This window comes from Roseibium sp. Sym1 (assembly GCF_027359675.1).
Classification (GTDB): Bacteria; Pseudomonadota; Alphaproteobacteria; order Rhizobiales; family Stappiaceae; genus Roseibium.
Map to the genome: position 1 here is coordinate 2,185,039 of NZ_CP114786.1, position 15,179 is coordinate 2,200,217.

The following is a 15,179-nucleotide window of genomic DNA, read 5'->3' on the forward strand; positions in this document are numbered from 1 at the left end:
TTGCTTGCCGTCCGGGTGTAGGTCAGCAGCCGAAGCGACGAATGACAAGCCCTGCTTTTCGGAATGACGGTTTCAGACCAGAACATTGTCGTGCGGGGGAGGCAAAATGCGTCTGCCGGTGCGCGAAAGCGCCTTGTCACATCAACGCTGGCGAGGGGATCGACACGGGGGCCGGGCGAAGCCTGCGTGACGACAAAAAAAAGCCACCCGGGTGTATCCGGGTGGCCAATTCGAACCTCAATGCCTCAGGTCGCGGTTCTGCCGCGGGCCTGAGGCCGCAGGACCAGAAGCGCCAGCACCAGGGCGATCAGGGCGCAGGCCGTGACGGCACCGGTCAATGGAAGCGCCGTCCGGTCGAAGAACGGGCTGCAGGCAAAGATCATCACGCCGCCGGCAACCATCTGGAAGGTGCCGCCAAGGGAAGAGGCCATGCCGGCGTGTTCGCCATGTTCCTCAAGGGCCATCACCATGACAGGGGCAATCACCTGGCCGAGACAGGAATTGCCGACGAAGAACAACGCCATCAGCACCGGCAGATCGTCTATTCCGCTCCAGACCAGAAAGGTCAGCAGGGACGTCGAGGCGGCGAATCCGCAGACCGCCAGCAAGGCGACCCGGCCCATGCCAAAGCGCTGGCCGAGAGGCGCCGCGAACTGGGAAGAGGCGAAGAAGCCGACCGCATTCAACGCGAAAACAAGGCTGAAGCCGGTCGGGGTCAGGCCGTATTGCGTCATGTAGACAAGCGGAGCCGCGGCGAGAAAGACGAAAAAGCTTCCCAGTGAAAACCCGCCGATCAGCGTCAGGCCCATGAATTTCGGGTCGCGGAGCAGGTAGATTGCGCTGCGGGTCATGGCGACAAGATCAATGCGGGCACGGCGGTCCGGCGGCAGCGTTTCCGGCAGAAGCAGCGCCATCTGCGCCACGGCGGCCAGGGCAATGATGCCGAGAACGACGAAGATCAACCGCCAGCTGCCGAACTGGATGATCAGGCTGCCTGTCAGCGGTGCCAGCATCGGCGAGACGCTGAAGACGAGCATGATCAGGGCCATCAGCCGGGTCGCTTCCGTGCCGGTATGAAGGTCGCGCACGACCGCCCGCACGATCACCATCGGCGCGGCCGCGCCGAGTGCCTGGACAAAGCGTCCCAGGGTGAGCGCCGATACATCGGATGCCGTCGCGCACAGGAAGGATCCGGTGATGAAAACGATCAGGCCGAGGAAAACGGGGGGCTTGCGCCCGAACCTGTCCGCCAGCGGTCCGTAGACCAGCTGTGCGATGCCGAAAGCGATGAAATAGACCGTGAACGTCATGTGCACCGCGGCGTCATCCGTCTGGAGATCCCGGACGATTTCAGCCATGGCGGGCAGATAAAGGTCGATTGCAAAAGGGCCGACAGCGGCCAACAGCCCCAGCACGACGGCGGAGCGCACGTATCCGATCTGCATGAGATTTCCAATAAAAAAAGCGCCAGAGGCGCGAAGGTGAAGACGTGTAGGGTAAAGCGCTGCAGCGAGCGTGTCCAGATCACTTACAGGTGGGAATTGTCGGCCCGGATTTCAAGTGCCGAGGGCGCGCATCGGGACTGTGGGCATGTCATGAAAGCTTCATGCAAGTGTCACCGATATGGCAAGGACGCCCACTAGCTTGCCGCCACCTTCAACCCAATTCATATGGGAGCTAGTGCAATGGCGAACCTTCGCGGGCGTTTTTTGAAAGGCGTCAGCCTTGCCGTTCTGTTCGGTCTCGGGGCCGTGCCGGCGGCGCATGCCGAGTATTTCGAGCGTATCAATTCCTATCCGGTCTACAAGACCCTGCCGGAAGGCGCCGACAAGGCGACCGAGACCGTCGCGGAGATCATCTACGCTTCCAAGGACGGCCGCACATTGGCCTTCACCGACAGCCCGGGTGAAGCCATCGTCTTCGTCAATGCGGCCAATCCGCTGAACATCCAGCCAATGGCCCGCGTCGCGCTCGGCGGCGAGCCGACCTCCGTCGCCGTTGGTGACAAGGCCGCCTATGCCGGCGTCAACACGTCCGATGACTTTATCAATGCGTCCGGCCACCTGGCCGTGATCGCGCTTGATGGCATGGGCATCACCGCGACCTGCGACGCCAAGGGCCAGCCGGACAGCGTTGCCATTTCCCCGGACGGCAAGTTCCTGGCCATTGCGATCGAGAACGAGCGCGACGAAGACCTCAATGACGGTGTCATCCCGCAGATGCCGGCGGGTCACCTGGCCATCTTCGATCTCGATGAAAACGGCGCTCCGACCAACTGCGACGCGGTGCGCATCGTCGACATGACCGGCCTGGCCGAGGTCGCTCCCACCGATCCGGAGCCGGAGTTCGTTTCCATCAACTCGAAGAACCAGGCCGTCGTTACCCTGCAGGAAAACAATCATATCGCGATTGTCGATCTTGCCTCGGGCGACGTGGTTGCCAGTTTCTCCGCAGGCACCGCGACCGCGGAAAATGTTCCGGTGAAAAAGGCGCGCATGAGCGATGCCTCCGGATCCACCGAAAATGTCCGCCGCGAACCGGATGCGGTTGCCTGGATCGATGACGAGCGGTTCGTCACCGCAAACGAAGGCGACTATGAAGGCGGGTCCCGCGGCTTCACGATCTGGACTGCCGAGGGCGATGTGCTGTTCGACAGCGGCAACCAGATGGAACATCTGGGCATGTCCCATGGCCATTACCCGGCCAAGCGCGCCCACAAGAAAGGCACCGAGCCGGAAGGTGTTGCCGTGGGCGAATTCGGCGGCGAGACCCTGATCTTCGTCAATTCCGAGCGCGGCAACTTCGTTGCCGTCTACAAGGATACCGGCGGTGAGCCGGAATTCGTCCAGCTTCTGCCGACCCATGTCGGTCCGGAAGGTCTTCTGGCGATCCCGAACCGCGATCTCTTCGCCGTTGCCAACGAAGTCGACGAGGACGGCGTACGCGCGCATGTCTCGCTCTACCAGTATGGCGCGGACACGCCGTCCTATCCGTCCATCGTCTCGATTACCGACCCGGAAAAGGGCGCGCCGATCGGCTGGGGCGCCCTGTCGGCCCTGGCCGCGGATCCTACCGACGCCAACAGGCTCTATGCGGTCAGCGACAGCTTCTATGACGATGCCCGCATCTACACGTTGGACATCTCCTCGAAGCCGGCGAAGATCAGCTCCTACGTGACCGTCACCGGGTTCAACCAGTCCAAGCTGGACCTGGAAGGCATTTCCGTTGCCAGGGACGGCGGCTTCTGGCTTGCGTCCGAAGGTCATCCGGAAAACGACCGCCGTCACCTGCTGCTGAAGGTCGGCACCGACGGTGCGGTCCAGGAAGAAATCACGCTGCCGCAGTCGCTGATCGACCAGGCGCAGCGTTTCTCCTTCGAAGGCGTGGCCGAATTCGAGATGGATGGCCAGACGCTTGTGGCCGTTGCCGTTCAGCGTGAATGGAAGGACGACCCGAAAGGCATGACCAAGCTGGCCATTTACAATCCGGCCGAGAAATCATGGGGCTTTGTCCATTACCCGCTCGATGCGCCGAAAAGTGCTGCCGGCGGCTGGGTCGGCCTGTCGGAAATCGTTTCGCTCGGCAAAGGCAGGTTCGCCATCCTGGAGCGTGACAACAAGGGTGGTGAAGACGCCGCGATCAAGCAGATCACCACCGTTTCGCTGGAAGGGGTAACCCCGGCAGCCCATGGCGAGGAGCTTCCGGTCCTGGAAAAGGCCTTCAAGGTGGACCTCCTGCCGGCGATGGCGAAAGGCAAGGGCTGGGTCCTGGACAAGCCGGAAGGCCTGACCATCACCGCCGACGGCCGCCTGATCCTGGTGACCGACAATGACGGTGTCGACGACGCGCCGGGCGAAACCCAGCTGATCGATCTCGGCCCGGCCTCGCGCCTGAACTAGAACCACGGTTTCCGGTCTCCCAAGACCTGACCAAGGACCCGGCAGCCTCTGGCCGCCGGGTCTGTTGCTTGCGGAGCAGCGTGTTGACGCCAGCCCGCGTCCGTCTTCTCACCGGGGCGTCCTGTAGAGATTCTTCGAATACCAGTTCTGCTGGGCGTTCCTGACCGGCCAGTTTTCGACATTGCTTTTCAGCAGGTAGGACCCGGAATAGTCATAGACGGGAATGACCGGCACATCGTCGGCGAGAATTTTCTCGATCTCCGTATAGAGCGGGCCGGCCTCCGGAGCTGTTCGGGCCTGTTTCAGGAGCCTGGAGACATCGGGGTTGGCGTATTTTCCGTCATTGTATCCACTGTCTTCGCCGAGCAGGTCGAGGAAGGTCGACGCCTCGTTGTAATCGCCGCACCATGCTCCGCGCGCCATGTGGAAGTCCTGCCGGGAGCGTACTTTCAAAAAGTCGTTCCATTCGAGTTCGCCGATCCGGGCTTCGACGCCGAGTTTGGTCTGCCACATCCGCGCGATCGCTTCGGCGATTTTCTTGTGGGCGGACGAGGAATTGTAGAGATAGTTGAAGGCAAGAGGCTCACCGCCCGTGCCGTACCCTGCTTCCGCGATCAACGTTCTGGCCTTGTTGTCCCGTTCCGTCTGGCTGAGGACGGCCAATTCGGTCTCGGGCGGATCGAACCCTGCAACTTCGGTCGGGGTGAAGGAATAGGCTTCTCTCTGGCCGCCGGCCAGAATCTCGTCGGTGATGACACGCCGGTCGATCGCGAGCGAAAGCGCCTGCCGCACACGCCTGTCCTGCAAGGCCTCCGGCGCACTGGCCGACATGTTGAAGACGAGGTAATAGTTGCAAAGACGCGGAAAACTGACCGTTTCGTCGGGATAGTTCTGCCGTATCCGCTCGTAAAAGCCGGCGGGAACGTCCGTGCGGTCGACCTCACCCGCCAGAAACAGCGTCACACCCTCGTTTTCGTCCGGGACGACGCGGGCCACGACCCGGTCCAAGATGGTTTCGGCACTGTCCCAGTAAAGCGGGTTGCGCACGCGTACGGACCGGGCGTCCGTCTCGTGAGATTCGAGCGTATACGCGCCGTTGGAGACGATGTTTTCCGGATGTGTCCAGGCCGCGCCGAAGGTTTCCACCGCTTCGCGCGGGACCGGAAATGTCACGGTGTGCACGGTCATTTGCGGAAAGTAGGGCAGCGGCGTTGAAAGGCGGACCTCAAGCGTGTGGTCGTCCACTGCAGTCACGCCCAGGGCCTCGACAGGTTTTTGGCCGGAGGTGATTGCGTCGACGTTTTCCAACGACATCAGTTCGATGAACCACTGGTAAGGGGCATTCGTGGCCGGGTCTGCCGCACGGCGCCAGGCATAGACAAAATCCTGTGCCGTGACCGGATCGCCGTTGGACCATCTGGCCGTATCACGCAATCGGAACCGGTAGGTTCTTTTGTCGCCGGAAAGGTCGTAGCCGGTCGCGACCCCCGGGACCAGGTCGCCGTTTTCATCCTGGTTGAACAGTCCTTCGAAGAGATCGCGGATGATGTCGCGGCCGGCGACGTCCGAGGCCAATTGCGGGTCCAGCGATGTTGGTTCCGACGGAATCCGGTAAGTGAATGTCTGGTTGTCGGCGAGCGGTTCACCTGTTGCCGGATGACTGCCTGTCGCGGCAGCAACCCCGGACAACAGTCCAGTCCAGACGAGGGACAGGAGCGCAATTCGGAGAACAGTCTTCATCACGATCGCCTTGTGCCGAAGGATGTCCGTCACAGGATCGCGCGTATCCCCGGGAAGATCAAGGAATGCGGACAGCTGCGTGTTGGCTCCACCCGGGCAGAGCCCAGCCAGGTGGTGGGACCGCTCGAAGGGCTTCCCGGCCGGGTCTTCCGAAACGAGAACGTCTTTCCGGCGTCAAATTCACCTATCGTGTCCTGAAATTCGGCAGTCTCGCCAGGTGCCGGAGCGCCGCGAGGCCGTGCAACCCGACAAGGCCCGCCAGCAGGAACGCAGCGGCATGGTGGAGGGTGCGGGGCGGCAGGTCCTGGAACGGCACCAGGCCTGCCAGCGTGCCCCCGGCGATGGCGCTGTATGCGCCTGAAAGGATCATCATGCCTGCACCGCTCACCAGCAGCAGCAAGGGAACCAGGCGCAAGAGGATGTGCACAGACCCTGACAGGTTTGCCTGCAGGCGCGTAGGTGTCTCGAAGACGGGCGGCGGTGCACCCAGCGTCAGCCAGAGCAGGACCCTGATCAGCGAAAGCAGCCCTGCGGCGGCGCCGAAGGCGAGATGGACCTGCAGCAGCGTGACGGAATAGCTGCCGGGCCGGGTGAGCAGGTAGCCGCTGGCGAGCGCGGCCAGGGCCAGCGCCGCGATCAGCCAGTGCAGGGCGCGGCCTGCGGGGCGGTACCGAACAGCCATTAGTTATCCTCCCCATCCGTGCGGATCACCCGGTAAAGGCCCGCGTGAAAGACAGTGCCGCGCATCTCTCCGGCGAGGTCGCTCTGCTGCATTTTCCTCATGGCCGCGCGGAACGCTTCGGGGCTCTGCCACCTGGCCACATTGATCAGCTGGAATCTTGTCTCAGGGGAGAGCGCGCGGTGCAGTCGGGTTGAACGGAAACCGGGCTGCTCCTTCAGAAAATCCCGGGCTTTTTCCCAGAACGCGATGGTCCGGTCGATTTCGCCTGCAGGCACTTCGAAGGCATTGATCAGCGTGACGGGCTCAGTGGTGACTGTTTCGGTTGCCATGACGGGACCTCCTGTGGCGGTGATGAAAAGGACGGCGGCAATCAGCCGGAAGAGTCCTCGGGTCGTTGATGTCGGCACGATGCTCTCGCATAAATATAGCAAGCTATATAATATTATATAGTGCGCTATCTATCGTATATGCAAGGCATGAGTTTCAAAAAAGACACCTCCGCCGGTTACCTCGCCAACCATATGGCCCGCCTGTTCGCCGCGGGCTTGCAGCGGCGCATCAAGCCGCTGGGCCTGTCGCCGGGCCAGTTTCCCGCCCTGGTCGCTCTCTGGGCAAAGGAAGGGCGGACGCAAAAGGAACTGGTCGAACTGCTTGATATCGAACAGGCGACCCTCGCCAACACGCTGGCGCGCATGGAACGGGACGGGCTGATCAGCCGCAGGGCGAGCCAGGAAGACGGCCGGGTCCAGGAGATCTTCCTGACCGACAAGGCGAGAGCGCTCGAAGAGCAGGCCATCGGCTCGGCCCTGGCACAGAATGCGGAGGCGCTTGCCGGGTTTTCCGACGAGGAAAAAACCCGGTTCCTGGACTATATGCGCCGGGCGATCGCGGCGATGCAGACGGTGGAAGCCGGTCCGTCCAGATGAGCGGCAGTCTCCTGGGTCTCTTCGGAATTTCCTTCCTGGCCGCAACGCTGTTTCCGGCGGGATCGGAACTGGGGCTGTCCGGACTGATTGCCGCCGGCACGGACCCGGTCATCCTGCTGGTCGCCGTCGCCAGTCTCGGCAACACGCTCGGCTCCATGGTGAACTGGGGGCTGGGCCGCGGCGCCGCCGCATTTTCCGGCGCCGCCTGGTTTCCGGTCAGCGAAGACAGGCTGGAGCAGGCCACCCGGTGGTACCACCGATACGGCCGTTGGAGCCTGCTCCTGAGCTGGGCGCCGGTGATCGGCGACCCGCTGACGCTGGCCGCGGGCGTGATGCGGGAACCGTTCTGGAGCTTCACGCTGCTGGTGGCCGTCGCCAAGACGGCCCGCTACGTGATCGTGGCCCTGCTGACGCTGCAGGTGGTTTGAACGGGGGCAACACAAGGCCTATCCTGCTCAGCAATGCTCGATCAGGTCCCACTTGTTGCCGAACGGATCCCGGAAGACGGCGACCTTGCCATAGGGCTCCGTGCGTGGTTCTTCCAGGAAGTCGACACCGGCCGCGCGCATCGACCCGAAATCCCGGTCGAAATCGTCCGTGTTCAGAAACAGGAACACGCGGCCGCCGCTCTGGTCGCCGATCGCGGCCTGCTGGTCCGGGCCGTCGGCCCTGGCCAGAAGGAGCCGGGTCTCGCGGCTGCCTTTCGGAGCCACCAGCACCCAGCGCTTTTCGTCATCGAGTGCGGTGTCCTCGATCAGGTCGAAATCGAGCCTGCCGACATAGAAATCAAGGGCTTCGTCGTAGTCGGGCACGACCAGGGCAATGGCGCCGATATGCTGTTTCATCCCTGCCATTTCATCCAGATTGATGGGGCCTGACCCTGGAGGCGCTCACTGGGCCCGTCTGTAGACGGAAATGTTCTTGAAGCTGGCGACGTCGACCAGATGCACCGTCTGGGTGACGGTCAGGGTGCGGCCGTCCTCGGACAGTTCACGCTCCGCCTTCATGATGGTCAGGCCGCCGCGCCGGGCCTCGGAAACCAGGTTCCGGTCGTTCTCGAACACGAGCCGCATGGCATCGACCAGGCCGCTCTTGCCAAGCTTGACTTCCGGCCCGTCGGGCACGGCCTCGAAGGAATCGTTGGTGACTTCACCGTCGGCGGCGACCTGGTTCATCGTGAAGACGGCCATGCCGAAATTGTCGTCGATCTTCAGCGTGGCGCTTTTTGGAGGCTCGCCCTGCTCGAAGTCGCTCGCCTCGGTGTCGAGGATCCAGGTGCCGAGAAAGGGCGCGAGTTTGTCTTCGTTCATGGGACCAACGGGAGTTCGAATGAAAAAGCCGCCACCGGGATACCCTCCAAATCAACGACAGTTCAACCGAAAACGATTGAACTGTCCAAAGTTGATCGCAGGGTGCGGGGGCGGCTTTCCATGCAATTGTCAGGCGCCGAAAATCGGTTCCTGAATATCAGGCGCTGAGGGCGTCGAGCTCCGCGACGATGGCGTCGCCCATCTCCGCGGTTGAAATGGTCGCCTGGCCTTCCGAGGCGATGTCCTTCGTCCTGAGACCCTTGTCGAGCGCGTTGGCGATCGCCTTGTCCAGCTTGTCGGCGGCTTCGACCTCCTCGAAGGAGTAGCGCAGCGCCATGCCGAAGCTGGCGATCATGGCGATCGGGTTGGCCGCGCCGGTGCCGGCGATGTCCGGCGCCGAGCCGTGAACCGGCTCATAGAGCGCCTTGCGCTTGCCGGTGACACCGTCAGGGGCGCCGAGCGACGCGGAGGGCAGCATGCCGAGCGAACCGGTCAGCATGGCGGCGACGTCGGAGAGCATGTCGCCGAAGAGATTGTCGGTGACGATGACGTCGAACTGCTTCGGCCAGCGCACCAGCTGCATGCCGCCGGCATCGGCCAGCATGTGCTCCAGCTGGACATCCTGGTAGCCGTTCTTGTGGGTCTGGGTGACGACTTCGTTCCACAGCACGCCGGACTTCATCACGTTGCGCTTTTCCATGGAGGTGACCTTGTTGCCGCGGGTGCGGGCAAGTTCGAAGGCGACGCCCGAGATGCGCTCGATCTCGTAGGTGTCATAGACCTGGGTGTCGATGCCGCGCTTCTGGCCGTTGCCGAGGTCGATGATTTCCTTCGGCTCGCCGAAATAGACGCCGCCGGTCAGCTCGCGCACGATCAGGATGTCGAGGCCCTCGATGACCTCTTTCTTCAGGGACGAGGCATCGGCCAGCGCCGGGTAGCAGATGGCCGGACGCAGGTTGGCGAAGAGCTGCATGTCCTTGCGCAGGCGCAGGAGGCCGGCTTCCGGACGGACCTCGTAGGGCACGTCGTCCCATTTCGGGCCGCCGACGGCACCGAAGATGACGGCGTCCGCCGCCATGGCCTTGGCCATGTCTTCCTCGGAAATCGACTGGCCATGGGCGTCATAGGCGCAGCCGCCGACCAGACCTTCGTCGGTTTCGAAGGACATGCCGCCCTTGTCGTTGAACCAGGCAATGACCTTTTTCACTTCCTGCATGATTTCCGGGCCGATGCCGTCGCCGGGCAGCAGCAGAAGATTTTGAGAAGCCATGGACGCTCCATCCCGCATTATGAGTAAACCGATCGCGATGGGTTAGCGCGTCGGCCTCCGTCTTTCAAGGCAAAGCCAGTTGCGAAGAACTCAATTGACGTCCTGCGAAAGGTCAAGAGGAGTATGAATGATGGGAAATGTCGCGCATGATGTTGATGGACTGAGTTCTGGCCCTCTAGTCATCTGTTTGGTGAAAATGGACCTCGCGAATTGTTGGAAAGCTATCAATGTGGGTTCTTCTAACTACCTCGATCGGGGGAACTTGCTCATTGGTCGATCGAGACTTTGCCACTTCAGAAGGGAGTGATCCCAGAAGCGTATGCGGGACCAATAATAAGAATTCGTGACCATGTGTTGTGGGGTAGGAATATTGCGTTGTAATATTAAAAAGCATGTGTTTTTTAATGAATTCAATAATGTAGGAGTATTATGCTATTTAGCAATTTTCCTATTATTTGTATTTATCATGCCGGTTTACAAAGCCGATGCCGCAGAAAGGCGAATATTTTTTAGGAATGAAGTGATAGGTCCATTTTTCGATTTCGAAGATAAGGAACTAGTTCCGTTTACCACTTCACTCTTATTGTTTTTTTCCGCCGTCACAGATGTAACCGTGAAAACAGAAGGGGATGTTGATTTTGTTCTAATTGAAAGGAAGGGGATAATATCTAATGATCAATACAGGGAGAATTATTTTAAATCAAAATTTGGTAAAGAGTTCTGGGATCACTACTCAAAGTCAAATTTAAGCAGTGAGGCATGCTATATTAAGTTAATTACTAATAACAATGAATTTATTAGTTCATTTTCCTTAATAGATAAAGAGTTGGAGCCTGAAAATATAAAATTATGTATTGCCAAATCAATAGCTCTGGCTTTTGGGTTTTATACGAACGAAGACAATCTCGACCTCAAAAATTTTCTCTCTCTCGCAGTTGCTCATCTCGCTGCCAAAACCTCGTGCAAAAAGGCGAAGGATGTGCCTACTTGCGTCGGTGAAACGCTAAGCAGTCGATTTGATACGAATGAAGTAGATTTGGTCTTCTTGCCGGGTCACCAACAATAGTCCATTGATTTATGAGACAGGTTAATAACTTTGATTTTGGAAATCGTTCTCATGTGGTCATGTTCGACGAAAATTGAACCAACGACGCGAGGGACAGTGACCCTGGGAAGGTCGGTGCTGGCGTAACTTACTTGCCTCGGCCTAAGTAAAAAGCACTTTCAATGCCTTGCCTATGTCGGGCTGGTGCGGTGAGGGGGCAAACCTGCTCCCACTCTTCGTCGTCATTGCAGGGCATGGCAAACGAGGAGAGGTGTTTGCGATACAAGCTCTCCTATCCGCCGAACCAGCCTCTCGCCGCCTGCCAGAGCAGGTTCAGCGCCAGTGCCGTCATCACCCATCTGAAACCGGCCTTGAAGGTCTTTTCATCCATCTTTCCCAGCAGCCGGCTGCCTGCCAGGGTGCCGAGAAAACCGCTCGCGATCATCAGGACGATCAGACCGGCCCAGGGGGCGAAGGCAAAGCCGAGGGCGCCGAAGGCGATGATCTTGAAGACATGCATGATCAGGGCGGTGACCGCCTGGTTGGCCACGAAGCCGTGACGCGGCAGACCTAGGGTCGACAGCACCGCACCGCCGATCGGCCCGGCGGCGCCGAAAAACATCGACAGGAAGGTGGAGGCGAAACCGGCAGCGGCCATCGCCCGTTTGCGCGCCTCGCCGAATTTCGGCGCTCTGCCCCAGACGACCCAGAGCACGAACAGGCCGATCCCGCCCTTGAGGATCGCGGCCGGCAGTTCCACCGCGATGGCGCCGCCAATGGCGGCCCCGAACGCCGCGCCGATGGCAAACCAGAGCGCGATCAGCCAGTCGACATGTTTCAGCTGAACCAGCGCGCGCCCGGCATTGGAGCCGAACTGGACCACGCCATGCACCGGCACCAGGGCGCTCGCCGGCATGACCGACGCCATGATCGCGATCAGGGCGATGCCGCCGCCAAGGCCGACCGCTGCCGTCAGGGCGGAGGTGAAGAAACTCACGACGATCAGTGTCAGCGATGCGGCAATGTGCATCTGATCGGGAAACAGGAAACCGGCAAGCCCGGACATCTCAGGACCATCTCCTGTTGGCGTAGTTGACCGTCTCGCGCACGTCGAGCTTGCGGGTCGAGTTGCCGCTGCGCAGGTAGAACACCGAGGCCCTGTTTTCTTCCACGTAGACCGCTCGGGGGGCCGGGCTGACGATGATCATGGCGACGTCCTTGTCCTCCACCCGGGCAAAAACCGTGTGAATATAGGGGCAGAGGTCGCCGCCCAGGTTTTTCGAGACGATGTCGTTGACGGTGCGCTCGAACGCGTCGAGATCCGGGCTCTTCAGGGTCGCGAGGTCCTTGTCGAGACCGAGCGGGCGGCCATCGTCATCGACGCCGACCAGGAGATGGCCGCCATCGGCGTTGAAAAAGCCGGCCAGCGTCTTGGCGATGACCGTTTCCAGCCCCCTGTTGATGCGGTTTTCCTTCATGTCCCAGCGCAGCGAGGACTTGAACTCGACCCGTCCGGTCTCGCCCTGTTTCATCAGGTCCGGAATAAGCGCGGTCTGTTCCTCGCGCAGCGACTGGTAGGCTCTGGACGTGCGCAGGTAGTTGCGCGTGAAGACGCCGAAGGCAAGGCCGACGATGGCGCCGACCACCGTATAGGCAATGGCGACGTCGAGATGCCGTGGCAGCAGCACCAACCACAGGCGGGCGCTGAGGAACTCGATTAGGGTCGGGGCGGATTCGGAAAAGCGCGCCAGTTCCCACCAGACCACCACCAGGTTCAGGGGGTGGATTACCAGCACGCCGACAACGGCGCCGACCAGAAGATAGGCTGCCAGAAAGGATAGCTTGAACGGGGAAAGTGCCATGAATGAGTGCCCAAAGAAAACGCCGGTCGGAACCGGCGTCACTCTTAAGCCAAAAGCTTGCTGCCGTCATCCCGGTCAAGCGCAGCGCGCACCGGGACCGGGAGCCAGTGGTTATCGCGCTGTCAAAATGACCTTAGGACTTGGCCCCCGGTCCCGGATCTCCGCTTTGCTGTATCCGGGACGACGATGGAGGAGGTGAGGATGCCCTCAAGCCGCCGCAGGCAGAGTCATTGGTTTGGCGGGCGTCTTGGCTGCAAGGCGCAAAGTGACCTCTCCCATTGGGAGAGGTCGGACCGAAGGTCCGGGTGAGAGGGCAGGCTTGTCCGTATGTCCCGGCGTATGTCCCCTCACCCCAGCCCTCTCCCACCGGGAGAGGGAGCAGCTCGTGCCAAGTTCGGTCGCTTTGCCACACTATGGCAGCATGGCAGCTACGGCGATCTGGTGACCTCGTGGGTTTGCCTCAGGCCGCCGTGGGCAGGGCGGTTTCGACGAGCTTGACCCAGTAGGAGCAGCCGACCGGGATCAGCTCGTCGTTGAAGTCGTATTCCGGATGGTGCAGGCCGGCGCTGTCACCGTTGCCGGCGAAGATGAACGCCCCCGGACGCTCTTCCAGCATGTAGGAGAAATCCTCGCCGCCCATCATCGGCTCGATGTTCCGGTTGACCTTGCCGAGGCCGGCAATGCCTTCGGCGATCTCGGCTGCGAAATCGGTCTGGGCGTCGTGGTTGGCCGTGACCGGATAACCGCGCCGGAATTCCAGGACGGCCCTGGCGTCGAACGTGTCGGCGACGGACCTGACGATGGTCTCCATGCGCGCCTGGGCGAGGTCGCGCATTTTAGGGCTGAGCGTGCGTACCGTGCCGCGCAGCAGCACTTCCTGCGGGATGACGTTGAAGGCGTTGCCGCCCTGAAACACCGTGACGGAGACGACGACGGAATCAAGCGGGTCGGCATTGCGGCTGGCAATGGTCTGCAATGCGGTGACCATCTGGGAGCCGACGACGATCGGGTCGATGGTTTCATGCGGCTTGGCGGCATGGCCGCCCCGGCCGGTGATGGTAACGCGAAATTCGTCAGTGGCGGCCATGATCGGCCCCTTGCGGATGGCGAACTCGCCAACCGGCATGCCCGGGAAATTGTGCATGCCGTAGACTTCCTCGATCGGCCACCGGGTCATCAGCCCGTCGTCGATCATCGCCTTGGCACCGGCGCCGCCTTCTTCTGCCGGCTGGAAGATGACCACCACCGTGCCGTCGAAATTGCGGGTTTCGGCAAGATACTTGGCCGCGCCCAGCAGCATGGCTGTGTGGCCGTCATGGCCGCAGGCATGCATCTTGCCCGGGATCTTGGAGGCGTAGGGTTTCTGCGTGGCTTCCTCGATCGGCAGGGCGTCCATGTCGGCGCGCAGGGCGATGGTCTTGCCCGCGCCGCCGTTGCGGCCCTTGATCACGCCGACAACGCCGGTCTTGCCGATGCCGGTCGCGATTTCGTCGATGCCGAAGCTCTGCAGGAGCTCGGACACCTTTTCCGCCGTGCGCACGGTTTCATAGAGGACTTCGGGATTTTCGTGGATGTCGCGGCGCCAGGCGGTGATCTCGTCGGCCAGATCTGCGAGGCGGTTAACGATGGGCATGAAGGACTCCTGGAGGCACTGATTGGACGCGCATGGGGCGCTTGAGGCGATAACCTATCGCAAGCTGCAAAAAGGGGAAGTGGGCTTGCGGAAAAACTTTTGAACCGCCGGAAAAGGCGCCGGTTTGATCCGAATGAGCGCCCACGAAGGGATTATTTTTTCTCCAGCCGGAAGACCCTGGTGTGTTTGATCTCATTGTCTTCCAGCGCGCCGATGACCGGAACACGGTAGTCGGCCAGTTCGCTCAGGCGCTCCCGCGGCAGGTAGGAGCGGCCGGGGTCGCCGACGAGCACCTCTATGCCGGCCTCCTGCAGCCGGTCGAGGAAGCGCAGCACCTTGCCGGCCATCTGGCTGTCGTAGAAGACATCGCCGCAAATGACGAGATCGGCCTCCGGAAGCCGGGCCTCGGTGATATCCGCCGTTTCAACGCTGATCGAAACCTTGTTCAGCGCTGCGTTGAGCCGCGTGGCCGTCAGCGCGAAGGGATCGATGTCGACCGCATGGCAGGAGCTTGCCCCGGCCATCATCGCGGCGATGCCGACCAGGCCGGAACCGCAGGCAAAATCGACGATGCGTTTTCCGGCGACCTGCCCGGGGTTGTCCAGGAGGTAGCGGGCAAGGCCCTGGCCGCCCGCCCAGGCAAAGGCCCAGAAGGGTGGCGCGAGACCGAGTTTACCCAGATCCTCTTCCGTCTTCTGCCAGAGCTCCATGGCCTCGTCGGCCACATGCAAGAGGATCTCCTCCGCATGCGGCACGGGCCTGACCCGGGTTTCCCTGGTTATGAACGCGGCCGGATCCTCGATTGCGGGCAT

Annotated in this window: 15 protein-coding genes; 4 read left to right on the forward strand and 11 right to left on the reverse strand. The window is 61.2% G+C overall.

Annotation, left to right across the window (positions count from 1 at the left end):
- Window positions 1-245: 245 nt before the first annotated feature.
- Window positions 246-1,445, reverse strand: a complete 1,200-nt coding sequence (locus O6760_RS10030; protein WP_269585236.1) for a multidrug effflux MFS transporter — start codon at window positions 1,443-1,445, stop codon at window positions 246-248.
- Window positions 1,446-1,685: 240 nt separating this feature from the next.
- Here O6760_RS10030 and O6760_RS10035 point away from each other — a divergent pair, with 240 nt between their 5' ends.
- Complete coding sequence (locus O6760_RS10035; RefSeq protein WP_269585237.1) at window positions 1,686-3,899, forward strand: esterase-like activity of phytase family protein; 2,214 nt, start codon at window positions 1,686-1,688, stop codon at window positions 3,897-3,899.
- 108 nt (window positions 3,900-4,007) lie between these two features.
- Here O6760_RS10035 and O6760_RS10040 read toward each other — a convergent pair whose 3' ends face one another.
- The 3 genes from O6760_RS10040 to O6760_RS10050 form a co-directional block, all read right to left on the reverse strand.
- Window positions 4,008-5,639, reverse strand: coding sequence for a peptide ABC transporter substrate-binding protein (locus tag O6760_RS10040; protein WP_269585238.1), 1,632 nt, complete (start codon window positions 5,637-5,639; stop codon window positions 4,008-4,010).
- A 184-nt stretch (window positions 5,640-5,823) separates the two neighbouring features.
- Window positions 5,824-6,321 (reverse strand): cytochrome b/b6 domain-containing protein, encoded by a 498-nt coding sequence (locus O6760_RS10045; protein ID WP_269585239.1) that lies wholly within the window; start codon window positions 6,319-6,321, stop codon window positions 5,824-5,826.
- Entirely contained in the window at window positions 6,321-6,650 is a 330-nt protein-coding gene (locus O6760_RS10050) for an antibiotic biosynthesis monooxygenase family protein (protein WP_269585240.1), read from the reverse strand. Before O6760_RS10050 ends, O6760_RS10045 begins: the two co-directional genes overlap by 1 nt.
- Window positions 6,651-6,797: 147 nt before the next feature.
- Here O6760_RS10050 and O6760_RS10055 point away from each other — a divergent pair, with 147 nt between their 5' ends.
- Window positions 6,798-7,247: a MarR family winged helix-turn-helix transcriptional regulator gene (locus O6760_RS10055; RefSeq protein WP_269585241.1), complete on the forward strand. Its 450-nt coding sequence runs from the start codon at window positions 6,798-6,800 to the stop codon at window positions 7,245-7,247.
- Window positions 7,244-7,675, forward strand: a complete 432-nt coding sequence (locus O6760_RS10060) for a YqaA family protein (protein WP_269585242.1) — start codon at window positions 7,244-7,246, stop codon at window positions 7,673-7,675. Before O6760_RS10055 ends, O6760_RS10060 begins: the two co-directional genes overlap by 4 nt.
- 27 nt (window positions 7,676-7,702) lie before the next feature.
- Here O6760_RS10060 and O6760_RS10065 read toward each other — a convergent pair whose 3' ends face one another.
- From O6760_RS10065 to leuB, 3 genes are all read right to left on the reverse strand, one after another.
- Entirely contained in the window at window positions 7,703-8,092 is a 390-nt protein-coding gene (locus tag O6760_RS10065; RefSeq protein ID WP_269585243.1) for a VOC family protein, read from the reverse strand.
- Window positions 8,093-8,137: 45 nt separating this feature from the next.
- Window positions 8,138-8,557, reverse strand: coding sequence for a hypothetical protein (locus tag O6760_RS10070; RefSeq protein WP_269585244.1), 420 nt, complete (start codon window positions 8,555-8,557; stop codon window positions 8,138-8,140).
- 157 nt (window positions 8,558-8,714) lie between these two features.
- Entirely contained in the window at window positions 8,715-9,827 is a 1,113-nt protein-coding gene (gene leuB / locus O6760_RS10075) for a 3-isopropylmalate dehydrogenase (protein ID WP_269585245.1), read from the reverse strand.
- Between the two features lie 466 nt (window positions 9,828-10,293).
- Between leuB and O6760_RS10080 the strand changes: the two genes are divergently transcribed.
- A complete protein-coding gene (locus O6760_RS10080; RefSeq protein WP_269585246.1) occupies window positions 10,294-10,893 on the forward strand; it encodes a hypothetical protein in 600 nt (199 codons plus the stop codon).
- A gap of 271 nt (window positions 10,894-11,164) precedes the next feature.
- Here O6760_RS10080 and O6760_RS10085 read toward each other — a convergent pair whose 3' ends face one another.
- The 4 genes from O6760_RS10085 to O6760_RS10100 all read right to left on the reverse strand — a co-directional run bounded on the left by O6760_RS10085 (window position 11,165) and on the right by O6760_RS10100 (window position 15,179).
- Entirely contained in the window at window positions 11,165-11,938 is a 774-nt protein-coding gene (locus O6760_RS10085) for a sulfite exporter TauE/SafE family protein (protein WP_269585247.1), read from the reverse strand.
- A 1-nt stretch (window position 11,939) separates the two neighbouring features.
- On the reverse strand, window positions 11,940-12,734 hold the full coding sequence (locus O6760_RS10090) for an AlbA family DNA-binding domain-containing protein (RefSeq protein ID WP_269585248.1): 795 nt from the start codon (window positions 12,732-12,734) through the stop codon (window positions 11,940-11,942).
- Between the two features lie 460 nt (window positions 12,735-13,194).
- Window positions 13,195-14,367, reverse strand: coding sequence for a M20 aminoacylase family protein (locus tag O6760_RS10095; protein WP_269585249.1), 1,173 nt, complete (start codon window positions 14,365-14,367; stop codon window positions 13,195-13,197).
- A 152-nt stretch (window positions 14,368-14,519) separates the two neighbouring features.
- On the reverse strand, window positions 14,520-15,179 hold the full coding sequence (locus O6760_RS10100) for a class I SAM-dependent methyltransferase (protein WP_269585250.1): 660 nt from the start codon (window positions 15,177-15,179) through the stop codon (window positions 14,520-14,522).